Source organism: Collinsella sp. AM42-18AC, from assembly GCF_003467965.1.
Classification (GTDB): domain Bacteria; phylum Actinomycetota; class Coriobacteriia; order Coriobacteriales; family Coriobacteriaceae; genus Collinsella.
The window spans coordinates 92,250-114,488 of sequence record NZ_QSFY01000002.1 but is presented as its reverse complement, the minus strand read 5'-3'; the positions used below and the strand labels follow the sequence as shown (position 1 = coordinate 114,488).

The window sequence follows — 22,239 nt, the reverse complement described above, 5'->3', positions numbered from 1 at the left end:
GTCGATGCCCCTTACAAGCCACTATGTCAGCGCACGCAATGCCGAGCGCACGGCCCGCACACCTACTTGCGAGAATTGCTCAGCTTATTGATCAGCGCCTCGAGGCGCTCGCCGTCCTCGGCCGTCTGGGCAATAACCAAAATCGTATCGTTGCCGGCAAGCGAGCCAAGCACATCGGGCAACTCTGCCGCATCAACGGCGGCGGCGATGCCGGAAGCCGTGCCAGGCTGAGCCTTGATCATAACCAGATTATCGGTACGCAGAACGCCCGTTACGAGCTCGGAAACCATACGCTGCAGGTGCAGGTCCTCTGCCAGAACATAGATGCCCTCAGGGAGCTTACGCAGCCCCATATCGGCAATATCGCGAGAGACAGTCGCCTGCGTGCAATCAAAGCCCATAGCACGGAGCTCATCGACCAGCACGCGCTGCGTGCGGACATCCTTATTGCGCACAATATCTCTAATGGCATCCTGGCGCCCATTGCGTTTTTTAGCCATACAAACCCTCTCTCCAAAAGATGGCGGAGACAATCAATCAGTGATTGAATAGTTTAACGCTATTTGAAGGCTTTTGTGTATAAGAACGCATTTCGAAACAATTCTATGCAAGTTTGTTTCGTAATGAGCCGTTTAGGCGGTTTTTGCGCCCGTCCGGTTAAGAAAAGCTGCCAGATGCGTACACATCACGCAGCGCGCGGGCTTGGCGCTGGCGATCGGCCCAAACAACAGACCGAGTCCCCGATGGTTATCCTTGAGCGCGGCGACCATCTGACGGGTTCGAGGCGCCTCGAGCATATCACGCATGCGGGCGGAACGCTCGATTGACGACACTCCATGCGGGCTCAGACACAAATTCTCGATGCAGGCGACCAGTCCGGCAAAGTAGAACTTTTGGCTTGCCAGCTTGAGCCGACCACCGCTATCTGCTTCCGAGAGTGAGTCCGCAAGCTCGTCGAGCGCCCGGGCGTCATCGGATACCTTGGCATACATGGTGGGATCAAAGGCATCTGTAAGCTTAGGCGCCGCCGCGTGGAAACAAGCGTCGCCGCATCCGGAGACGCGCTGTGCCTGCGAGAGCGCGCACGCCATAAACCCAACCGTGCGAAACGTCTTATCGCACAAAAGACATGCCTCAAACAGTGGACGGCTGTACATCACGCCAGAGACTTGAGCAACCAAGCCGCCTAAAATCAACTGGGGCAGCCCAGTCACCATAGAAGACTCGTCTTCTATGGCAATAGAGGCAGCATCCAAGACGCGCGAATGACGCTCGCGATGCGCATCGTATCGATCGAGCGACACCGAGGGGAGCACAATGTCTGCCGCAGTATCGCACGCGATATCGACCATCTTGGAAAGGGCCTGCGGAGCAAACCACTCATCGGCGTTCATGGCGATGATTTGAGAGCCGCGCGAGGCATCAAAACCGGCACGAAGACAAGCGCCGCGCTTCGCGTCCTCGACGTCAATCAAATCAATATGGATGTCCCTGTCGGCAGCAACTTGAAGCGAATGGCGCACACCGGGCACAGCATCGCGGCAGACAACGACAATCTGCAAATCATAGAGGTCTTGGTTCTGGATACTCTCGAGCGCACGCATCGCATAGCTGGGCGAACCTTCTACCACAAGGATCACCGAAAGTCGCGGATGCGAACAACGTCGAACCAAGTTTTCCATCCTCTCGATAGCACCAAATCAAACTGTCGTTCATGGTACACCCGAGCTATAAAAGCAAAGAGCCGCCTAACATGTTGCACGCCAAGAACAGATGTTGCACACGCGCAGCTCACACATAGTATGTGCAAGGCACAGACGCGCCGAGCACTCCCCTAGTCGAGAACGACAAGCTCGTCGGGGCCGTAATCCACACCCATAAACGTAAGGCCGCAGGCAGGCGCCGTGGGACCCGCAGCGGTTCGGTCACGGGCGTCAATAACCTCGCGCATCCACTGGGGATCGCGACGATGCATGCCAATCTCCACGAGCGTTCCTACAATGGTACGCACCATCGAGTGCAAAAACGCATTGCCCTCGATAGTGAAGGTCAGGATATCCTCGCCAAAAGCGACCTCGTGGCCAAACTCCGCACGCATCACGCAGCGGTGCGTGGGCTTGCCCACAGCAGAGGCAACCTTGCAAAAGCTCTTAAAGTCCTGCTCGCCCAAAAGCGCAGGGCAGGCGGCCGCCATCGCATCGACGTCGAGGGGATAGCGATGCCACCACACCGCACCGCGCGAGAGCACGGGGCGCGCATCGCGATCGGCAATACGGTACGTATACGTACGGGACCGCGCGTCAAAGCGGGCAGAAAAGCCCCTACGGGCCTTGTAGACCTCGTTTATGGCGATATCTTTGGGCAGGAGGGCATCCATAGCCCTCAGCCACCTACGGCGCGTCAGAGCAAGCTCAGCGTCCGTTACGGGCACGCTAATGTACTGGGCCACCGCATGCACGCCGGCATCGGTACGACCCGCACACGTCAGATCGATCGGGCGGCGCAGCAGCGTCTCGATAGCGCGGCGCAACTCGCCCGCAACGGTCGTCTGGCCCGGCTGCTCGGCAAATCCGCTATAGGACGAGCCATCATAGGCAACACAGAATACAAGCGTGGCATCGAGCTCAGGAATCGAATTGAAATCAGACGGCGCGGTCATGGGCGCTCCCAACAAACAATCAACGGTATCGCGACAAAAAAAGAGGGGTACGCGAACGTACCCCTCGAATATAGCCTATGCAGACGGATTGTCTACTCAGCGGTCTCCTCAGCAGGAGCCTCCTCGACGGCCTCGACCTTCTTGGGAGCAGCGGCCTTCTTGGGGGCCGGAGCAGCCTTCTTGGCCTTAGGCGTGCAAGGCTCGGTGACGAGCTCCATGATAACGATAGGAGCGTTGTCGCCCTTACGGTTGCCGAGCTTCATGATGCGGGTGTAACCGCCGTTGCGGTCCTGCCACATGCCCTGGGCAGCCTTGTCGAAGATCTCGGCAACGAGCTGCTTATCGCCGAGCTTGGCGATGGCCAGACGACGAGAGTGCAGGTCGCCCTTCTTGGCCCAGGTGATGATCGGGTCGACGACCGAACGCAGCGCCTTAGCGCGGGTCTCGGTGGTCTTGATGCGGTCGTTCTCGAAGAGGGCCTTGGCCAGGCTCTTCTTCATGGCCTTGGTGTGGCTCGCATCGGTGCCGAGCTTCAGGCCCTTCTTAACGTTGTGACGCATGGTCTAGTTTCTCCTCAAATATGCGAAGCATTAAGCCTTCAGGCTCAGGCCCATGGACTCAAGCTTGTCCTTCACTTCCTCGATCGACTTAACACCGAAGTTACGGATGTTAAGCAGATCGTTCTCCGAGAACTCAACGAGCTGACGGACCGAGTGAATGCTGGCGCGCTTAAGGCAGTTGTAGGAACGGACGGAAAGGTCCAGATCCTCGATCTGCTTGTCCAGCTCGGCGTTGTCGTTGGTGACCTCGGGAGCGAAAATCGAAGCCTCCTCCTCGACCTCGGGGGTCTCGGCAAGGTTCATAAAGGCAGCCATATGCTGGTTGATGATATTGGCAGCCTGGACCACGGCGTCGCGCGGAGCGATGGAGCCGTTGGTCTCGATCTCGAGGACAAGGCGGTCGTAGTCGGTGTGCTGACCGACACGGCAAGCCTCAACGAGCTTGGCGCAACGGGACACCGGCGAGTACAGCGAGTCGACGTGGATCACACCGATGGGATCGTTGTCGCGCTTGTTAGCCTCGCCAGAGACATAGCCGCGGCCATAGCCGATGCGCATGCTCATGGTGAGATGGCCACCCTCGGTAAGCGTAGCGATGTGCTGCTCGGGGTTGACCAGCTCAAACTCGGACGGAATAAAGAAGTCCGCACCGGTGACCTCGCAGGGGCCGTCAACAGAAATGGTGGCGGTCGCCTCGTCGGTCGTGCCGAGAGCCCTGAAGACAAGACCCTTGACATTCAGGACGATGTCGGTGACATCCTCGACCATGTTAGGGATGGTCATGAACTCGTGCTGTGCACCATCGATCTGAATAGCCTCGACGGCGGCACCCTCGAGCGAGGACAGAAGTACGCGACGAAGGGAGTTACCCAGCGTATCGCCGTAGCCACGCTCGAGCGGCTCGACGGAGACACGAGCAGACGTCTCGTTGATCTCTTCGACCTGAACCTGAGGCCTAATGAATTCTGACATGTATTACCTCCAGCCTCAGCAGCCCGGATGGACTACTTAGAGTAGAGCTCGACGATGAGCTGCTCGTTGATATCACCGCTGATCTGCTCACGCGTCGGCAGAGCGAGCACGTTACCAGACAGCTTCTCGATATCGACCTCGAGCCAGCCAGGGACCTCAAAGCGCTCGGAGGAAATCAGAGCCTCCTTGATGGGGAGGAGGTCACGGAACTTCTCGCCGACAGCGACGACGTCGCCGGCCTTGACGCGGTAGGACGGAATATCCACGCGCTTGCCGTTCACGGTGAAGTGACCGTGACGGACGGACTGACGAGCCTCTTTGCGGGTGCGGGCGAAGCCAAGACGGAAGACGACGTTGTCAAGGCGAGACTCAAGGATGATCATGAGGTTCTCACCGGTGACGCCGTTCATCTTACGGGCCTTGTTGAAGTAGCCGTGGAACTGCTTCTCCAGAACGCCATAGATGAACTTGACCTTCTGCTTCTCGCGCAGCTGCATGCCGTACTCAGATTCCTTGCGACGGCGCTTGGGCTGACGGATAGATTCCTTCTTGCTGCTGTAACCGAGCTCAGCGGGATCGATCCCGAGCTGACGGCAGCGCTTAAGAACAGGAGTCCTGTCGATTGCCATATTGATACGATCCTTTCAGTTACACGCGGCGACGCTTCTTGGGGCGGCAGCCGTTGTGCGGAATGGGGGTCTTGTCCTGGATGCTCGAGACCTCGAGGCCAGCAGCCTGGAGGGAGCGAATGGCGGTCTCACGACCGGAGCCGGGGCCCTTGACGAAGACGGAAACCTTCTTCATACCGTGCTCCATGGCCTGCTTGGCAGCAGCCTCGGCAGCCATCTGGGCAGCGAACGGCGTGGACTTACGGGAGCCCTTGAAGCCCACCTGGCCAGCCGACTTCCAGGAAATGACGTTGCCCTGGGGATCGGTGATCGAAACGATCGTGTTGTTGAACGTAGAACGAATGTGAGCCTGGCCCACGGAAATGTTCTTACGGTCCGCGCGCTTCAGACGGGCAGCGCGAACGTTCTTCTTAGCAGTAGCCATCTATCTAGCGCTCCTTATTTCTTCTTCTTAGCACCGATCTGACGCTTCGGGCCCTTGCGGGTACGAGCGTTAGTGTGGGTGCGCTGGCCGCGGACCGGGAGGCCCTTGCGGTGACGAAGGCCGCGGTTGCAGCCGATGTCCATAAGGCGCTTGACGTTCTGGTTGCGCTCACGGCGGAGGTCGCCCTCAACCATGATCTGGTTCTTATCGATATAATCACGGATGGCGTTAACCTCATCCTCGGTGAGATCCTTAACGCGCGTATCCACGTTAACGTTGCACTCGACGCAGATCTTCGTCGCAGTGGTGCGGCCGATGCCGTAAATGTAGGTCAGACCGATCTCAACGCGCTTCTCACGCGGGAGGTCGACACCATTAATACGGGCCAACGTAGTCTCCTCTCTTAACCCTGACGCTGCTTATGACGGGGGTTCTCGCAAATGACGAGGACCTTGCCATGGCGCCTAATGATTTTGCACTTATCGCACATCTTCTTGACCGAAGGACGTACCTTCATCGTTCTTCCTTTCGGTAGCGCTCAAACTACTTCCCTACTATCTACTCGCCCAGCCGCAGGCGTTTAAAACTATGGCTGGTCTTCACACACAATCCGACCGTAGGTTGAGCTAAGCCTGCAGTCGGAAATGGAGTGCGTGTATGCGTGCCGCTATTTGTAGCGATAGGTGATGCGGCCGCGGGTCAGGTCGTACGGGGAAAGCTCCACGACAACCCTGTCACCGGGGAGAATACGGATGTAATTCATTCGGATCTTGCCAGAAATGTTGCACAGAACCGAATGACCGTTCTCGAGCTCAACCTTAAACATGGCATTGGGCAACGGTTCCTTTACCGTACCCTCGAGCTCAATTGCGTCTTCCTTCTTCACAAGCAATCATCTTTCTCTAGAAAACGACAGCGATTGAGTATTCTACAACACGTATGCACGCATCGTAATAACTTCGTAATGGCTCCACAACTAAGTGGAACTTGTTACATTTCTCCGCCTTGGAGCGAACACCAAGCACCCTGGGCATCCGTGGTGAGAATCACCGGGCCGTCATTGGTAATGGCGACGGTGTTCTCGTAGTGCGCGGCGGGCAGGTGGTCGTTGGTCGTGACGATCCAACCGTCGGAGCCCGTGCTCACATGGTTGGAGCCCATCGTAACCATCGGCTCGATGGCAATGACCATGCCGGCCTGGAGGCGAACGCCTCTCCCCTTCTTTCCATAGTTAGGAACGTTGGGGTCCTCGTGCATCACACGGCCAATGCCATGGCCCACATAGTCGCGAAGCACGCCGTAACCGTGAGACTCGGCGAGAGACTGAACGGCATAACCGACGTCCCCGATATGGTTACCGGGAATAGCCTGCTCGATGGCAGCCTTAAGGCAATCGCGCGTGACCTCGCACAGGGCCTTGGCCTCGGGCGTAGGGGTGCCGACGAAAAACGTCCAAGCGTTATCGCCAACCCAACCGTCGACAACGGCTCCCGTATCGATGGAGATGATATCGCCATCGCGCAGGATCATGTCGGGGTTGGGAATACCGTGGACCACGGCATCGTTAATCGATGCGCAAATGGTACCGGGGAACCCGCCGTAACCCTTAAAGGCCGGGGTGCCGCCATGCATACGGATAATCTGCTCCGCGAGCTGATCGAGCTCAAAGGTCGAAACACCAGGGCGCACCATGGCTCCAACGTGGCGGAGCGCCATCTTAGATAGCGCTCCTGCCTTCTTCATCTGCTCGATTTGCGTTGCAGACTTAATCTTGATCATAGACCGAGAGCCTCTTTGACATCCCCGTACACGGTCTCGCGAGCCTGGTCACCGTTGACCGACTTGAGCAGACCCTGGCCACGATAGTAGTCGACGAGCGGGCTCGTGGACTTCTCGTAGACGTCGAGACGGTTCTTGATGGTCTCGGGCTTGTCGTCGTCGCGCTGATACATCTCGCCGGCGCACTTGGGGCAGGTAGCATCGGCAGCGGTGCCGGTGTAACCGCAGGCGCGGCAGGTGCGACGCGAAGACAGACGATCGATGATGACCTCGGGGGCCACGTCGACCAGAAGGGCGCAGTCGATCTCGCGACCCATGGCGGAGAGCTCGGAATCGAGCGTCACAGCCTGGGCGGTGTTGCGCGGGAAGCCGTCGAGGATGAAGCCCTGCTGGGCGTCATCGGCAGCAAGGCGCTCCTTGACAAGGTCGATCACGAGCTGGTCGGGAACGAGCTCGCCAGCGTCCATGTACTTCTTAGCCTGAATACCAAGCTCGGTGCCACCCTTGACGGCAGCACGCAGCAGGTCGCCCGTGGAAATGTGAGCGACGCCAAACTCGGCGACGAGCTCCTGTGCGACGGTGCCCTTACCGGCACCCGGAGCTCCGAGCAATACGAGGTTCATGAGCAATCCTCCTCTAGCCTATTTAAAGAATCCATCGTAATCATACATCTTGATCTGGCCTTCGAGCTTATCGACCGTGTCGAGCACGACGCCGACCATGATGAGGATGGACGTGCCGCCAAATGCCTGGATCAGATGGTTACCCGTGAAGGAGAAGATGATCGAAGGCACGATGGCGATGAGCGCCAAAAAGACAGCGCTGGGAAGCGTGATCTTGTTGAGCGCGTTCTTGATGTAGGCCGCGGTAGCCCTACCCGGACGGACGCCCGGAATAAAGCCGCCCTGCTTCTTAAGGTTGTCGGCCGTGTCATCGGGGTTGAACACCATGGAGGTGTAGAAGTACGCGAAGAACACGATGAGGACAACATTAAGCACCCAGTTGAGCCAACCGGTCGAAAGCGCAGAGGCAACTGCCTGAATCCAGCCGATGCCGGGGAAGAACACGGCAATCTGAGCCGGGAAGTACAGCAGCGCCGAAGCGAAGATGATCGGCACGACACCCGCGGTATTGACCTTGATGGGCAGGTAGGTGGTCTGGCCACCCATCATGCGACGGCCCACGACGCGCTTAGCGTAGGAGACCGGGATGCGGCGCTGGCCGCGCTCAAGAAAAACAATCAGCGGGATAACCAGCAGGATGATGGCGCAGATGATCACCATGGTGATGATGCCACCGGCATTACCCTCGGTGCTGGAGAAGATCGCCTGCGGCAGGCCGGCCATGATGTTCGCAAAGATGATCAGGGACATGCCATTGCCGATACCGCGCTGGGTGATGAGCTCACCAATCCACATGATCAGCATGGCGCCCGCAGTGAGCGTGCCGACGATCATGAGGTCGAAGATGATCTCGGGAGCGCCAGCGCCATTAAAGCTGATGCCGAAGCTCTTAAAGAGGAAGAGGTAACCCACGGAGTTGAGGATTGCCAGAGCCAAGGTGAGGTAACGCGAATACTGCGTAATCTTGGTCTGACCGACCTCGCCCTCGCGGGCAAGCTCATGCAGGGAAGGCACAACGGCCTGGAGCATCTGGAGGATGATCGAGCTGGTGATGTAAGGCATGATGCCCAGCGAAAACACCGACACATAGCTCAACGCGCCGCCAGAGAAAAGATTCAGGAGGGCCATAGCACCTGCGGCGACCGAATTGTTATCGGTCGAGAAAAGGCCCAGCATCCCCTGGAAGGGAATGCCGGGCACAGGAACGTGCGCACCAATGCGGTACACGACGAGCATAGCTATGGTAAAAAGAATCTTTTCGCGCAATTCTTTGATGCGGAAAGCATTCTTAAGACCATTTAGCACGGCAGCTCGACCTTTCCGCCGGCGGCCTCGATCTTGGCCTGCGCAGAAGCGCTGACCTTGTCGACCTTGACCGTGAACTTCTTGGTGAGCTCACCATTGCCGAGCACCTTGACGGGCTCGAACTCGCTCTTGGTGATGCGAGCGGCCTTAAGAGCGGCACCGTCGATCACAGCGCCGTCCTCGAACTTACGCTCGAGACGCTCGACGTTGACAGCGGTGTACTCGATACGACGGGGGTTGCGGAAGCCCGGGAGCTTGGGCAGGCGCATAGCCAGCGGAGTCTGGCCACCCTCGAAGCCGGCACCCTTGGTGCCGCCAGAGCGGGAACCCTGGCCCTTCTGGCCGCGGCCAGAAGTGGTGCCGTGACCCGAAGAATTGCCACGGCCGACGCGCTTGCGGTTCTTGGTGGAACCGGGCGCGGGAGTAAGATCGTGAAGCTGCATTTGCTACTCCTCTACAATCTCGACAAGGTGCTTGACCTTGAAGATCATGCCGCGGACGGACTCGTTGTCAGCAATCTCGCGAACCTCGCGGATCCTGTGGAGACCGAGGGCACGGACAGTACGGACCTGGTCCTGCTTGCAACCGTTGGTGCTGCGGACCTGCTTGATCTTGATGGTGTCAGCCATGCTTAGTTCTCCTTACCGACGAACATCTCGGAGACCGTCAGGCCACGGCGAGCCGCGACGTCCTCAGGGCTGGAGAGCTCCTTGAGGCCCTCGACGGCAGCCTTGATGATGTTGAGGCCGTTGTCGGTACCGAGGGACTTGGACAGGACATTCTTGATGCCAGCAAGCTCGAAGAGGGGACGCACAGCGCCGCCGGCGATAACGCCGGTACCCTCGACAGCGGGCTTGATGATGATGCGGCCGGCACCAAAGTGGCCGAGAACCTCGTGCGGGATGGTGCCCTGCTCGGTCACCGGCACGTGGAACATGTTCTTCTTGGCATCGAGAGACGCCTTGGAGATGGCCAGGGGCACCTCAGCGGACTTGCCCATGCCAACGCCGACGTTGCCCTTGCCGTCGCCAACGACGACGAGAGCGACGAGGCTCATGCGACGACCACCCTTGACGGTCTTCGACACGCGGTTGATGTAAACGACGCGCTCCTCGAACTCGGAGGCCTCGCGCTGCTGCTTCTGATTACGAGCCATGTGCTACATACCTCCTAGAACTCGAGACCGGCGGCACGAGCACCGTCGGCGAGGGCCTTGACGCGGCCATGGTAGATACGGCCACCGCGATCGAAGGCGACCTTGGTGATGCCGGCCTCGATGGCGCGCTTGCCAACGAGCTGACCGACCTTCTCCGCAGCCTCCTTGTTCGAGGTGTGGGTGCCCTTGAACTCGGCCTCGAGGGTCGAGGCAGAGACGAGCGTCAGGCTGGAGCCCTTGCTGTCGTCGATGATCTGGGCATAGATGTTGGCGTTAGTACGGGTCACGCGAAGACGCGGACGCTCGGAGGTACCCGAGACCTTGCCGCGAACACGACGCTGACGACGCTTGAGGCCTTCCAGCTTCGCCTTATGCTTGTTCATACGTAAACTCCTAAAAAGGTTGATCTTGCCAGCACCTGACGGGGTGCTGGTCTTATGCGAGTGAGTCGGTTACGACTACTTGGCGGCCTTACCCAGCTTGCGGCGGATGTGCTCGCCAACGTAGTGGATACCCTTGCCCTTGTAAGGCTCGGGAGGACGATGGCCGCGGATCTCAGCGGCGATCTGACCGACCTGCTGCTTGTTGATACCCTTGACGTTCACGTGGGTGTTGTCGGGAACCTCGAAGGTGATGCCCTCGGGAGCCTCGACGATCACGGGGTGCGAGAAGCCCAGGGAGAACTCGAGGTTCTTGCCCTTCTGCTGCACGCGGTAACCGACGCCGGCGAGCTCGAGCTTCTTCTCGAAGCCCTCGGAAACGCCAACAACCATGTTGTGGATGAGGGCGCGGGTGAGGCCGTGGCGGGCACGGGTCTCACGCTCGTCGTCGGGACGGGAAACGGTGAGGACGTTGTCCTCGATGTTGATAGCGAGCTTCTCAAAGACATCGAGCTCGAGCTGGCCCTTGGGGCCCTTGACGACAACGTTGTTGCCGTTGACTGCCACTTCGACTCCGGCGGGAATCTGGACAGGCTTATTACCGATACGAGACACGGTGATCTCCTTTCCTTCTACCTACCGAGCGAATTACCAGACGTAAGCGATGATCTCGCCGCCGACGTTGTGCTTGCGAGCATCGCGGTCGGTCATGACGCCATGGCTGGTGGAAATAATGGCGGTACCAAGGCCACCGCGGACGCGGGGCATGTCGGCAACGCCGGTGTACTTACGCAGGCCCGGCTTGGAAATGCGGCGGATGCCGTTGATGACCTTAGCCTTCTTGGGACCATACTTAAGCGTGATGTGCAGAGTCTTCTGGGGAACGGTGTCCTCGACATCGTAGCCCTCGATGTAGCCCTCCTCGTGCAGAACACGAGCGATCTCGACGAGCTTCTTGCTGCTCGGCATGGAGACCGTGGCCTTGTTCACAGAGTTAGCGTTACGGATGCGCGTAAGCATATCTGCGATCGGGTCTGTAAGGTTCATACAGATTCTCCTTCGTTCTTGATGAACACGTGCTCTTGGTTCTTCGCCGCCCTTAACGGCAAAGCCTTTTTAGCGCGTTTTCCCTGTTCCAAACTGATGCTTGAAACGCTGGTAGTGACTTACCAGCTGGCCTTCTTAACGCCGGGAAGCTCGCCCTTGAGTGCAAGCTCGCGGAAGCAGACACGGCACAGGCCGAACTTGCGGTACACAGAGTGCGGACGGCCGCAGCGCTGGCAGCGCGTGTACTCACGAGTAGAGAACTTCTGCTTGCGATTGCACTTGACGATCATCGATGTCTTAGCCACTTATATCCTCCTCACATAGAGTATTGTTCGCCCCAAGCGCCGCCCCCTTCTGGGAACGGCGCTCATAGGGCAGGTGAACCTATTTCTTGAACGGGAAACCGAAGGCGTCCAGAAGGGCCTTGGCCTCCTCATCGGTGTTGGCGGTGGTCACGAAAGTGATGTCCATACCACGCTGGTGATCGACGGAGTCGAAGTCGATCTCGGGGAAGATGAGCTGCTCGGTGACGCCCATGGAGAAGTTACCACGGCCGTCGAAGCTCTTGGCGGAGATGCCGCGGAAGTCGCGGATACGGGGGATCGCGACGGAGGTCAGACGATCGAAGAACTCCCACATACGGTCGCCACGCAGGGTAACCTTGCAGCCGATCGGCATACCAGCGCGCAGGCGGAAGGTAGCGATGGACTTGCGGGCACGGGTGATCATCGGCTGCTGGCCGGTGATGGCGCGCAGGTCGCGCACGGCACCGTCGATGGCCTTGGAATCGGTAGCGGCCTCGCCGACACCCATGTTCACGACGATCTTCTCAAACTTGGGGATCATCATGACGTTCTCGTACTGGAACTTGTCCTGAAGCTGCTGCTTGACCTCGTTGTTGTACTTGGTCTTCAGACGCGGCACATACTTCTCTTCTGCCATTGTTCACTCCTTCTTGGGGTTTTAAGCACGGGGCGTGGCCACGATGGGTTGTCCTCGTGCCTCCTGGCTGCATCCGCGCCGCTCATGGCATTTACGCGGTTTGGACTCGACGCAGCAGGAGCCGACAAAACAATCGGTACTATACGCGCATCGGGAGCGTATTTCCAGAAAAACCTCGTCTGCCTGCACAACTCCACAACTCCCCCGCACATATTGATCCCTAGGGGATCAAAATGGCAGTTGCGGTGAAATAGGGACTGTTTGACGGCTTAACCGGCTTAAACAGTCCGTATTTCGCCGCATCTTATTGATGGGGATGCGACTAGCGCTTGCGGGGGACGAGCTTGGTGCGGCGCAGGTGGATCATCTCGGCAGCGATGGAGATGGCAATCTCCTCGGGATCCTCGGCCTCGATGGCAACGCCGATCGGCAGGTGCAGCCCGTCGATCTGGTCCTGCGTAAAGCCCTCCTGCTCCAGGCGGGCGCGCACAAAGGCCGTCTTACGGCGCGAACCCAAGCAGCCCAGATAGGCTGGCTTGGCGCGCATGGCCTGAATCACCACGTCGATATCGGACTTGTGACCCGCCGTGGCGACGACCACTAGGTCACGCGGGCCGATGGGGCACTGCTTGCTCAGGCTCTTGTAGTCGACCAGACGACGGTCGTAGACACCGGGCACCCATTCGGGGGTCAGTGTGCCGGGGCGGTCGTCGCAAGCCACAACGGCAAAGCCCGCCGCCGTGAGCACCCGCGCCGTCGCAGCACCCACGTGGCCGCAGCCAAAGATATAGGTCAGGCCCTCGGGGCAGAGCGTCTCGATGTGCGCCGGGGGAATCTCGGAGGCGGCGTTGGTGTAGGTGACCTTACTCCCCTCCTCCACCAGCGAAAGCTCGGGGCAGCCGGCAATGGTATGGCGCGATGTCTCGCCATGGTACTCAACCACATCGCCCTCGAGCGCGCTCGCGATAAACGGCTCAAAGTCGATGACGAAGTCGCCGATGCGCCGATAGGCCAAGACGTCGGCAACCGACTGGAACAACGGTGCCTGAGTCGCATCCAAATGCAGGTAGCACAGGCAGATGGCTCCGCCGCAGATCATGCCGGTATCGGAGTTCTCGCCGCCCATGGTGTAGCGGACCAGACGCGACCGTCCCGCGCTCAGGAGCTCGCGCGCCTCATCCAGCGCAAAGAGCTCAATCTTGCCGCCGCCGATAGTGCCCGCCTGGCTGCCATCGGCAAAGACGGCCATCCAGGCGCCCACACCGCGCGGGGACGACCCCGCCGTACCGGCCACGACCACCAGCTCGCACGTCTCGCCAGCACGCAGGGCGGCAAGCGCCGCATTCACCACATCGAGCTTTTCCATTGCCGCCTTCTATCCTCTAAAGACATCGGTGAGCATAGCGAGTGCCTCGAGCACGCCGCCGCCGACCGACGTCGCTTTGTCCGAAATGTAGTTGATATAGCTGGCATCGCCGCGCGGGTCGACATCGGCGCATTTAAAGCCCTCAGTCACCTGCACGCCGTTCGCCAAAAGCCCGCGCAGACAGCCATCGATCTGCGTGCACATGGGCGTATCGCCCGCGTAGCCAATCACGTCTCCGGCGCTCACGATGTCGCCGATTGCGCGGTCGGACCGAAACACGCCGGCGGCGGGGCTGTGGATAACACGTTCCTTGCCATAGCCGGCGATAATGCCCGGCACGCCCGTGTTGGGCTGGGGCGAACCTTGGGTAATGACACGGCCGAGAAAATGCCCGCGCATGGTCTCGACCACGGCGTCGCAGTCAACCGGCGCGGTGAAGCCCGGTCCCACGGCAATAACGACAGGCGCCATATCGCGCGTGGTGCCCAAGTTGCGCTTGGCCAGAATCGCGTCCACCACGGCCGCGGGCTTCAGTTCGTCGAGCATCTTGGCCTGGGGGTCTACCACGACGGCGACGTCTCCGGCCTCGGTAATTGCAAGCACCTCTGCCGGCGTCTGCGCCAAGCGGGCGCAAATACCCTCGACCTGGACCTCGCCCAAGCGAATGGCCTCGCAAAAACTGATTGTGCGACGGATGCACGTGGGAACCGCGATATCGGCCATAACGACCGACACGCCGGCGCGCACCAAACGGGCAGCGACACCCGTGGCGATATCGCCGGCGCCGCGAACATAAACGAGCATTCCCGGGGCACCTCCCTGTGCTACGGTTTGAGCAGAGCAAAAGCGGTTCGACCGCTACTCTGATGATTATTTATTATCACAGTATTATACGGCGGTGAACAGATGGAAACGGTTAGCGGCAATCTTGCCTCGGCGCTCAGGATCAAGCCGGGCATTACCGCGATTATCGGCAGCGGTGGCAAGTCGACCTTGCTAAAGACGCTCGGCCTTGAGCTTATGCGCGCTGGCGGCCGCGCGCTCCTCTGCACCACCACGCATATGTTCCCCGTCGCCGGCGTGCCGTGGGACGGGTCGAGCCGTCGCCTGGACGCCGTGCCTTGGAAGCCGGGCGCCTCGCATGTCCCCGGTTGCACCTGCGAGGCATGCGCGGGCATGAGCCGCGGAAGTATCTGCCAGGCGGGTGTTTTGGACCCGGAGACGGGCAAGCTCTCCTCCCCTGCCGAGCCGCTCGACCAGCTGGCGCAGCGCTTTGACTACGTCCTGGCCGAGGCGGACGGCAGCAAGCGGCTCCCGCTCAAGGCGCACGCCCCGTGGGAGCCGGTCGTTCCCGCCGGGACGGTCAACGTTATCTGGCTCGTCGGCGCCTCGGGGCTCGGCAAGCCCATCAACGAAGCCGTCCACCGCCCCGAGCTCTTTTGCGAGCGTTGCGGCTGCGAGCTCACCGACATCGCCACGCCCGAGCGCGTCGCCCAGGTGCTCAATGCCGAGATGCAGGTGCTGAAACTCAGCACCGCACGCGTCATGCTCAACCAAGTCGATACGCTTGCCGACCCAACGATGGCAGATCGCTTCGAGGCTGTCCTCGGCCGCCCCATCGTCGCCACCAGCCTCAAGTAGCCGGCGCTGCCCCAGCAGGCCTATAAGTTGCGGTGGAATAGTTCCTGAAACGGCCTATTTGGCGGCTAAACAGGAACTATTTCACCGCAACTGCGGAGAGGGTCCGGCACCCCCCCCCGTTAGCGGGGAACGTAGCGACCGGGCTGGGCTCCGGTGGGCTCGCCGTCGCGCGCCGCCAGCACGCCATTCACAAACACGGCCTTGGCGCGGCCATGTGCCTCAAAGCCCTCGAGCGGCGTGTAGTCCACGGCCTGATGCTGCGTCGCGGCACTGATCGTCCAGCGCACCTTGGGATCCCACACGCACACGTCGGCATCGGAGCCCTCAGCAAGACAGCCCTTGCGCGGATACATGCCAAAGACGCGCGCCGGGTTCTCGCTCATCAAGCGGCACAGATCCTCGGGGCCCAGCTGTCCCTCAAAGCTCGTAGCGATCGCGACGGGGCGATGCTCCACACCGGGCCCGCCGTTGGGAATCGCGCGGAAGTCGTCGCGCCCGCGGTCCTTTTGCCCATGCAGGTTAAAGCTGCAGTGGTCGGTGGCGATGGTATCGATCTCGCCGGCCACAAGCGCCTCGCGCAGCGCGGCACGGTCACCGGCATGGCGCAGCGGCGGGCTCATCACATACTTGGCGCCCGCAAAGCCGTCCTCGCCCTGCTCCAAGTAGCACGTATCGTCGAGCATCAGATACTGAGGGCAGGTCTCGACATAGATGTTCTTCTGCCCGCGCGCCTTGGCAGCGCGAATGGCCTCGAGCCCCAGCTTGGTCGAAAGATGCACCACGTTGACCGGTGCGTCGCCGGCTAGGTGCGCCAGATACAGCAGGCGGCTCACGGCCTCGGCCTCACACACGTCCGGACGGCTGAGCGCATGCCCCTCGGGCCCATGAATCCCCTGCTCGTACACGCGCTTCTGCAGCTCATTCACCAACGTGCCGTTCTCGCAATGCACGCAGAGCATGCCGCCCACGCGTTTGAGCTCCTCCAGCACCTCGAGCGTCTCGGCATCGTCCAAGCGCAGGTGGTCGTAGGCAAAGTAGGTCTTAAACGACGATACGCCCGCCTCGCGCATGGCCGAAAGATCGGCGCGGTTGCGCTCATTCCACTCGGCGAGTGCCATATGAAAAGCGTAGTTGGCCGTGCAGGTTCCGTCGGCGCGATGATGCCACTCGGCAAGGACATCGGGCATGGTCACGCCGCGATCAGCCGTCGCGTAGTCCACGATGGTCGTCGTACCGCCGCAGGCAGCCGCACGTGTGCCGGTCTCAAAGCTATCGGCCGTCCAATCCATGCCAGTCCAGCACTGCATGTGCGTGTGGCCATCGACAAAGCCGGGGAACACCCAACAGGCGGTGGCGTCCTGGACGGTATCGCCCTCGGCCGGCTCAATCGCTGCGGCGATCCGCACAATCTTGTCGCCCTCCATGGCAAGATCGGCGCGGCGAAGCCCCTGGGGCGTCACGAGCGCGCCGTTTTTGATGATGATCATAATTGCTCCTTATTGATTGATGCAGTTGGCCACGCGATCAAAATACGAGCAGGCGGCGATATGCTCCGTTATGCGTCGCTGTCCCTTGGCGGTATCGACGTCCCACAGCTCGTAGGCACGCGCCTCGACTAACGCAACGTCGGTGCGGCCCTTGATAATCGACCCACCACCGTCCTTGCCCTCGAGAAGCACGAGCGAAGGGAACAGTCGCCTTGGGAAGAGCACCGGGCTCGAAGGCTCACCGTTGCACGCAAGACGCACCGGATGCTTGCGGCCACGCTCGTCAAATGCACGAACCATAGCCTCAAAAGAATCCAAACTCACGAGCGGCTGGTCGCCCGGCAAAAAGAGGCAACCTTTCCAGTTGCGTTCGACTCCCCACGAAAGGCCCGCACGGACGCTTTCGCTGCGCAACTCGCCATCGTGCAGCACGCACGGGCAATGCTTGTCCTCGCAAATCTGAGCGACCTCGGGCCAACGCGTCGAAACCACAACATCAAAGCCCCCGGGGACCGAATCGATGGTCCGGGCAATCAGCGGCTCGCCATAGATATCGGCGAGCATCTTGTTAGAGCCAAACCGCTTGCCCTCGCCCGAGGCCATAATGACGCAACCAAGTTTCATGGCGATACCTCCCCTGAAACCATCGTACCCATAACTCGCGCCGTGGGGCATCTGCATCGAAAGCGCTTATCCCGCACGCCCACGATGCAAAAAAGGGGGCACCCCGCCGGTTGGCAGAGTGCCCCTTTTACATGGCTTACCTCAACCCGGCTTTAGGCCTGGAACCAACGGGCGGTGTTGCGCTCGTCGAGGGCCTTGAGGGTAGCGGCGGGATCGGCAACCTTCTGCAGGAACATCATGGCTGCGATAGCGTACGGCTTGTAGCTGGCCTCCTTGTACATGCCCACACGGTGCATGTCGAAGACGTCGGCGTTGACCTCGCCGTGCTCGCAAGAGACACCGGAGATGTCGGCGGGCAGCGGGTGCATAAAGATGGTGTCCTGGCCGTTGGCAGTCTTCTCCATGAGCTCGGTCGTGGAGCACCAATCCTGATGCGTAGCGTTCTGAGCGAGCAGCTCCTTCTCGAGCGCAGCGATGCCGGCGTCGTCGCCCTCGGCGTACAGGTTGGTACGCTTCTCCATGGCGGCAAACGGAGCCCAGCTCTTGGGGATCACGATGTCGGCGCCCTCGAAGGCCTCGGCCATGGTGTTGACCTGCTTAAAGGTGGTGCCGGACTCGGCGGCGTAGCCCTTAGCGCGCTCGACGACCTCGGGCATGAGGTCGTAGCCCTCGGGGTGGGCCAGGGTGACGTCCATGCCAAAGCGGGGCAGCAGGCTGATCAGCGACTGCGGGCAGGACAGCGGCTTGCCGTAAGAGGGCGAGTAGGCCCAGGTGACAGCAACCTTCTTGCCCTTGAGGTTCTCGAGGCCGCCAAACTCGTTGATGAGGTAGAGCATGTCGGCAGAGGACTGCGTGGGGTGATCGGAGTCGGACTGCAGGGAGATGAGCGTGGGACGGTGATCCAGAACGCCGTCCTCGTAGGCCTGCTGCACGGACTCGGAGACCTCGGCCATGTAGGCGTCGCCCTTGCCGATGTACATGTCGTCGCGGATGCCAATGACGTCGGCCATGAAGGAGATCATGGTAGCGGTCTCGCGGACGGTCTCGCCGTGAGCGATCTGGGACTTCTTCTCGTCCAGGTCCTGCAGCTCAAGGCCGAGCAGGTTGGCTGCCTTAGAGAAGGAGAAGCGCGTACGGGTGGAGTTGTCACGGAACAGCGAGACGGCCAGACCCGAATCGAAGATCTTGGACGAAACGTTGTTCTCGCGCAGCTCGCGCAGGGCGTCGGCGACGATGTAGAGCGCCTTGAGCTCATCGGTGGTCTTGTCCCAGGTGTGCAGGAAGTCGCTGCCGTACATGCCCTTAAAATCGAGGCCGTTCAGCTGCTCGACGAGCTCGGTAAACTTAGCGTCCATGTAAATGTCCTTTCTAAAGGTGAAACGATCGCAATGAGTAGATGTGCCCCGGCATGCGCGTGTGGCTAGAACATGCAGAGCACCATGACGAGGACCCGCCACCGTTGAGGAAGCATGGGAGAAAACGACCGCGGGCCCCAAGTCAACAGGGGGTGCCGGGGATACGAGCGGCCCCCGGCTCAACAAGATCAAGGAATGGGACTAGTCGATCTTGTTGTTGGTCAGACCGGCGCGGAACACGGTGGCGTCGCCATCGGCCTTGCTCGGATCGTAGAGGTTCAGGGCAGCCACGTACATGGCAGCAGCGGTGACCAGGTCGTCCTTGTAGGTGACCTCGTTGGGAGCGTGAGCCTGAGACTCGGCACCCGGGCCGAAGCCGACGCAGGGGATGCCATAGCGGCCCTGGATGGAAACGCAGTTCGTGGAGAAGGTCCACTTGTCGCACAGCGGGCGACCGGTGCGCTTGTCCATGCTGGGCTCGCAGCCGATGCGCTTGTCACCGAACATGGCCTTGTGGGCGTCGACGAGGGCCTTGACGTGCGGAGCAGTCTCCTTGTTGATCCACGTGGGGAAGTAAGCCTCGGTCTCGTAGACCTCGCCGGTCCAGGACGGACGGTCATACATGTACATGGAGACCTTCACGTCGTCGCCGTACTTCTTGGCGGCCGGCAGGTTACGGATCTCGTCCAGGCAGGACTCCCAGGTCTCACCGGCGGTCATGCGACGGTCGATGGAGATGGCGCAGGAATCAGCCACGGCGCAACGGCTGGGGCTGGTGTAGAAGATCTGGCTGACGGTGCAGGTGCCGCGGCCCAGGAAGCGGGCGTCCTCGAAGTGCTCGGGGTTGTACTTGGGGTCGAGCATCTTGACGAGGCCCTTGATGTCGGTCGACTCGTCGCAGCCGTTGTTGTTGAGGGCGCGGACGTCGGCGATGATGTCGGCCATCTTGTAAATGGCGTTGTCGCCGCGGTCGGGAGCGGAGCCGTGGCAGGAGGTGCCGTGAACGTCGACGCGGATCTCCATGCGGCCGCGGTGACCGCGATAGATGCCGCCGTCGGTGGGCTCGGTGGAAATGACGAACTCGGGCTTAATGCCGTCCTTGTTGTAGATGTACTGCCAGCACATGCCGTCGCAGTCCTCTTCCTGGACGGTGCCGACGACCATGATCTTGTAGCCCTCGGGGATGAGGCCCATGTCCTTCATCATCTTGGCAGCGTAGGTAGCGGAAGCCATGCCGCCCTCCTGGTCGGAGCCGCCGCGGCCGTAGATGATCTCGTCGGTCTCGTAGCCCTCATAGGGATCGGCGTCCCAGTTCTCGATGTTGCCGATACCGACGGTGTCGATGTGGGAGTCGATGGCGATGATCTTGTCGCCCTCGCCCATAAAGCCCATAACGTTGCCCAGGCCGTCGACCTTGACCTCGTCATAGCCAAGGCTCTCCATCTCGGCCTTGATGCAGGCAACAACCTCACCCTCCTCGCAGGACTCAGAGGGGTGGGAGATCATGGCGCGCAGGAAGCGAGTCATATCAGCACGATGAGACTCCGCAGCAGCCTTAATGGCATCAAAATCGAGTTCTTTAGTCATAACAGTCAACCTTTCTACAAGGGTTTACCTACAGGTAGATATTTCAGATAGATCACTTGTGCCAAGCAGCGTGAGGTCGAGCACCCCACAAGCAAGTAACCATAGGAGGCGGACGGAGGACTTTGCTCCGTCGCGAGTTCCGCACGAGCCGGAGAGCACTTAATGTGCTCTCCGTGCGAGCAGGACTGTCCGAGCAGGGAGTAAAGTCCTCCGGCTGCCTCCGGACAGGTCAGTCTGCTAGCAGGTCGGATACTCGCCCTCCCAGACGATGCGGCGATACTGATCCGGATCGGTGTCGCCCTCGGTGGAGAAGCAGAGCACGGAGCTCGTCTTGTCCAGACCGATGAGCTCCTTGAGCTCGGCGTACTCGGGATCGAGCATGAGGGTCTCGACCAGGCCGGTGGTCACTGCGCCGGACTCGCCGGAGATGACGCGCGGGTCGCCCTTCTCGGGAGCGCCCAGGGTGCGCATGCCGCGAGCGGTAACCCAGTCGGGGCAGGACACGAAGGCGGTGGTGTGGTTGCGCAGGATATCCCAGCCCAGGATGTTGGGCTCGCCGCAGCACAGGCCGGCCATGATGGAGGGCATGTCGCCGTCCACGATGCGCGGATTGCCGTCGCCGGCGGCAGCGCCCTTGTACAGGCAGGCGGCAGGCGCGCACTCGACCACGACGAAGGTGGGCGGGTTATCGGGATACAGGTTGGTGAAGTAGCCCACCACAGCGCCGGCCAGCGAGCCCACGCCAGCCTGAACAAAGACGTGCGTCGGGCGGTTGATGGCCATCTCGCGCAGCTGCTCGGCAGCCTCGGAAGCCATGGTGCCGTAGCCCTCCATGATCCAGGACGGGATCTTCTCGTAGCCCTCCCAGGCGGTGTCCTGAACGATAACGCCGCGCTCGCAGGCATCGGCCTCGGCGGCGGCCATGCGCACGCACTCGTCGTAGTTGACCTCTTCGATGGTCACCGTGGCGCCCTCGGCGGCGATGTTATCGAAGCGGGGCTTGGTGGAACCCTTGGGCATGTGCACGACGGCCTTCTGGCCCAGCTTGTTGGCAGCCCATGCCACGCCGCGGCCATGGTTGCCGTCGGTGGCGGTAAAGAAGGTGGCCTGGCCAAAGTCCTTGGCAAGCTGATCGGAGGTCAGGTAATCGAAGGTGCACTCGGCAACGTCCTTGCCGGTCTCGTCGGCAATGTAGTTGGCCATGGCAAACGAACCGCCCAGAACCTTAAAGGCGTTGAGGCCAAAGCGATAGCTCTCGTCCTTGACGCACAGGTTGGACAGGCCCAGGCGCGCGGCCTGGCCATCCAGGCGGGCAAGCGGAGTGACGGTATATTGAGGGAACGACTGGTGGAAGGCGCGGGCCTTCTTCACGTGGTCGAGGCTCATGATTCCCAAGTGCTTGTCATCGCTCTTGGGCATCGTGTTGCCCGCCCACTGGATCTTATCGGCCATACGGTGAACTCCTTAAGTCCTCTCTTGCCGGCCCCCGCATACGCGTTTCAGTCCATTCCCATTCATGCGACTGAACTTTTATGTGGATGCCAAACAAAAAGTTTGTTAGCACTGTTCTATCACACTTTTTGATTGGCAAACCTAACAAATTGTTTGTTGCCGTAATCGGTACCTTTTCGTCGCCGAACGGTTACATAACGCAGCAACGCTTTCGTTATTTGCGAACAGGTGTGGTTTATGGCAAAGTGAGC

The 22,239-nt window shown here is 60.3% G+C and carries 29 protein-coding genes; 1 reads left to right on the top strand and 28 read right to left on the bottom strand.

Features of this window, described 5'->3' with window-relative positions; genetic code table 11:
* Nucleotides 1–62 precede the first annotated feature (62 nt).
* The 23 genes from DW913_RS02195 to yqeB form a co-directional block, all read right to left on the bottom strand.
* The gene (locus tag DW913_RS02195) at nt 63–500 is read right to left on the bottom strand and encodes an arginine repressor (RefSeq protein ID WP_006235280.1); all 438 of its coding nucleotides are present in this window, start codon (nt 498–500) and stop codon (nt 63–65) included.
* A 132-nt stretch (nt 501–632) separates the two neighbouring features.
* Entirely contained in the window at nt 633–1,631 is a 999-nt protein-coding gene (locus tag DW913_RS02190; RefSeq protein WP_158549267.1) for a glycosyltransferase, read from the bottom strand.
* Nucleotides 1,632–1,834: 203 nt separating this feature from the next.
* On the bottom strand, nt 1,835–2,659 hold the full coding sequence (gene truA / locus DW913_RS02185; RefSeq protein WP_117629206.1) for a tRNA pseudouridine(38-40) synthase TruA: 825 nt from the start codon (nt 2,657–2,659) through the stop codon (nt 1,835–1,837).
* A 92-nt stretch (nt 2,660–2,751) separates the two neighbouring features.
* Nucleotides 2,752–3,219 carry a 50S ribosomal protein L17 gene (rplQ, locus tag DW913_RS02180; protein WP_006235277.1) on the bottom strand — a complete coding sequence of 156 codons (468 nt, stop codon included), beginning with the start codon at nt 3,217–3,219 and terminating at the stop codon, nt 2,752–2,754.
* A 30-nt stretch (nt 3,220–3,249) separates the two neighbouring features.
* Nucleotides 3,250–4,191, bottom strand: a complete 942-nt coding sequence (locus DW913_RS02175; protein WP_006235276.1) for a DNA-directed RNA polymerase subunit alpha — start codon at nt 4,189–4,191, stop codon at nt 3,250–3,252.
* A 32-nt stretch (nt 4,192–4,223) separates the two neighbouring features.
* Nucleotides 4,224–4,820, bottom strand: coding sequence for a 30S ribosomal protein S4 (gene rpsD, locus DW913_RS02170; protein WP_006235275.1), 597 nt, complete (start codon nt 4,818–4,820; stop codon nt 4,224–4,226).
* Between the two features lie 19 nt (nt 4,821–4,839).
* On the bottom strand, nt 4,840–5,244 hold the full coding sequence (gene rpsK / locus DW913_RS02165) for a 30S ribosomal protein S11 (RefSeq protein WP_006235274.1): 405 nt from the start codon (nt 5,242–5,244) through the stop codon (nt 4,840–4,842).
* Nucleotides 5,245–5,258: 14 nt separating this feature from the next.
* Nucleotides 5,259–5,633, bottom strand: a complete 375-nt coding sequence (gene rpsM / locus DW913_RS02160; protein ID WP_022094275.1) for a 30S ribosomal protein S13 — start codon at nt 5,631–5,633, stop codon at nt 5,259–5,261.
* Nucleotides 5,634–5,647: 14 nt separating this feature from the next.
* Nucleotides 5,648–5,761, bottom strand: coding sequence for a 50S ribosomal protein L36 (rpmJ, locus tag DW913_RS02155; protein ID WP_006363204.1), 114 nt, complete (start codon nt 5,759–5,761; stop codon nt 5,648–5,650).
* A 150-nt stretch (nt 5,762–5,911) separates the two neighbouring features.
* Complete coding sequence (gene infA, locus DW913_RS02150) at nt 5,912–6,130, bottom strand: translation initiation factor IF-1 (protein ID WP_035137443.1); 219 nt, start codon at nt 6,128–6,130, stop codon at nt 5,912–5,914.
* Nucleotides 6,131–6,234: 104 nt separating this feature from the next.
* A complete protein-coding gene (map, locus tag DW913_RS02145; RefSeq protein WP_117639640.1) occupies nt 6,235–7,023 on the bottom strand; it encodes a type I methionyl aminopeptidase in 789 nt (262 codons plus the stop codon).
* Nucleotides 7,020–7,646, bottom strand: coding sequence for an adenylate kinase (locus DW913_RS02140; protein ID WP_055252238.1), 627 nt, complete (start codon nt 7,644–7,646; stop codon nt 7,020–7,022). The genes map and DW913_RS02140 overlap by 4 nt, the downstream gene beginning before the upstream one ends.
* Before the next feature lie 18 nt (nt 7,647–7,664).
* On the bottom strand, nt 7,665–8,951 hold the full coding sequence (gene secY / locus DW913_RS02135; RefSeq protein ID WP_035137447.1) for a preprotein translocase subunit SecY: 1,287 nt from the start codon (nt 8,949–8,951) through the stop codon (nt 7,665–7,667).
* Nucleotides 8,945–9,394, bottom strand: a complete 450-nt coding sequence (gene rplO / locus DW913_RS02130) for a 50S ribosomal protein L15 (protein WP_006235267.1) — start codon at nt 9,392–9,394, stop codon at nt 8,945–8,947. Before rplO ends, secY begins: the two co-directional genes overlap by 7 nt.
* Nucleotides 9,395–9,397: 3 nt before the next feature.
* Entirely contained in the window at nt 9,398–9,580 is a 183-nt protein-coding gene (rpmD, locus tag DW913_RS02125; RefSeq protein WP_006235266.1) for a 50S ribosomal protein L30, read from the bottom strand.
* Between the two features lie 2 nt (nt 9,581–9,582).
* The gene (gene rpsE / locus DW913_RS02120; RefSeq protein WP_055252236.1) at nt 9,583–10,107 is read right to left on the bottom strand and encodes a 30S ribosomal protein S5; all 525 of its coding nucleotides are present in this window, start codon (nt 10,105–10,107) and stop codon (nt 9,583–9,585) included.
* 14 nt (nt 10,108–10,121) lie between these two features.
* On the bottom strand, nt 10,122–10,490 hold the full coding sequence (rplR, locus tag DW913_RS02115) for a 50S ribosomal protein L18 (RefSeq protein ID WP_006235264.1): 369 nt from the start codon (nt 10,488–10,490) through the stop codon (nt 10,122–10,124).
* 75 nt (nt 10,491–10,565) lie between these two features.
* Nucleotides 10,566–11,102: a 50S ribosomal protein L6 gene (gene rplF, locus DW913_RS02110; RefSeq protein WP_117564182.1), complete on the bottom strand. Its 537-nt coding sequence runs from the start codon at nt 11,100–11,102 to the stop codon at nt 10,566–10,568.
* 33 nt (nt 11,103–11,135) lie between these two features.
* Nucleotides 11,136–11,534: a 30S ribosomal protein S8 gene (gene rpsH, locus DW913_RS02105; protein WP_006235262.1), complete on the bottom strand. Its 399-nt coding sequence runs from the start codon at nt 11,532–11,534 to the stop codon at nt 11,136–11,138.
* A gap of 119 nt (nt 11,535–11,653) precedes the next feature.
* Nucleotides 11,654–11,839, bottom strand: a complete 186-nt coding sequence (locus tag DW913_RS02100; protein WP_022094280.1) for a type Z 30S ribosomal protein S14 — start codon at nt 11,837–11,839, stop codon at nt 11,654–11,656.
* Between the two features lie 79 nt (nt 11,840–11,918).
* Nucleotides 11,919–12,476: a 50S ribosomal protein L5 gene (rplE, locus tag DW913_RS02095; RefSeq protein ID WP_006235260.1), complete on the bottom strand. Its 558-nt coding sequence runs from the start codon at nt 12,474–12,476 to the stop codon at nt 11,919–11,921.
* A gap of 322 nt (nt 12,477–12,798) precedes the next feature.
* Complete coding sequence (locus DW913_RS02090) at nt 12,799–13,842, bottom strand: XdhC family protein (RefSeq protein WP_117639638.1); 1,044 nt, start codon at nt 13,840–13,842, stop codon at nt 12,799–12,801.
* 9 nt (nt 13,843–13,851) lie between these two features.
* Nucleotides 13,852–14,646, bottom strand: a complete 795-nt coding sequence (gene yqeB / locus DW913_RS02085) for a selenium-dependent molybdenum cofactor biosynthesis protein YqeB (RefSeq protein ID WP_117639636.1) — start codon at nt 14,644–14,646, stop codon at nt 13,852–13,854.
* Between the two features lie 102 nt (nt 14,647–14,748).
* Between yqeB and yqeC the strand changes: the two genes are divergently transcribed.
* Entirely contained in the window at nt 14,749–15,483 is a 735-nt protein-coding gene (gene yqeC, locus DW913_RS02080; RefSeq protein ID WP_117639634.1) for a selenium cofactor biosynthesis protein YqeC, read from the top strand.
* Between the two features lie 119 nt (nt 15,484–15,602).
* On the opposite strand, the gene hydA is transcribed toward yqeC, so the two are convergent.
* The 5 genes from hydA to dpaL form a co-directional block, all read right to left on the bottom strand.
* Nucleotides 15,603–16,970, bottom strand: coding sequence for a dihydropyrimidinase (hydA, locus tag DW913_RS02075; protein ID WP_117639631.1), 1,368 nt, complete (start codon nt 16,968–16,970; stop codon nt 15,603–15,605).
* Between the two features lie 9 nt (nt 16,971–16,979).
* Nucleotides 16,980–17,594: a nucleotidyltransferase family protein gene (locus DW913_RS02070; RefSeq protein WP_158549265.1), complete on the bottom strand. Its 615-nt coding sequence runs from the start codon at nt 17,592–17,594 to the stop codon at nt 16,980–16,982.
* Nucleotides 17,595–17,746: 152 nt separating this feature from the next.
* Entirely contained in the window at nt 17,747–18,949 is a 1,203-nt protein-coding gene (gene ygeW, locus DW913_RS02065; RefSeq protein WP_055252229.1) for a knotted carbamoyltransferase YgeW, read from the bottom strand.
* 201 nt (nt 18,950–19,150) lie between these two features.
* Nucleotides 19,151–20,536, bottom strand: coding sequence for a YgeY family selenium metabolism-linked hydrolase (locus DW913_RS02060; protein WP_117797443.1), 1,386 nt, complete (start codon nt 20,534–20,536; stop codon nt 19,151–19,153).
* A 237-nt stretch (nt 20,537–20,773) separates the two neighbouring features.
* On the bottom strand, nt 20,774–21,988 hold the full coding sequence (gene dpaL / locus DW913_RS02055) for a diaminopropionate ammonia-lyase (protein WP_117797442.1): 1,215 nt from the start codon (nt 21,986–21,988) through the stop codon (nt 20,774–20,776).
* Nucleotides 21,989–22,239: the final 251 nt, after the last annotated feature.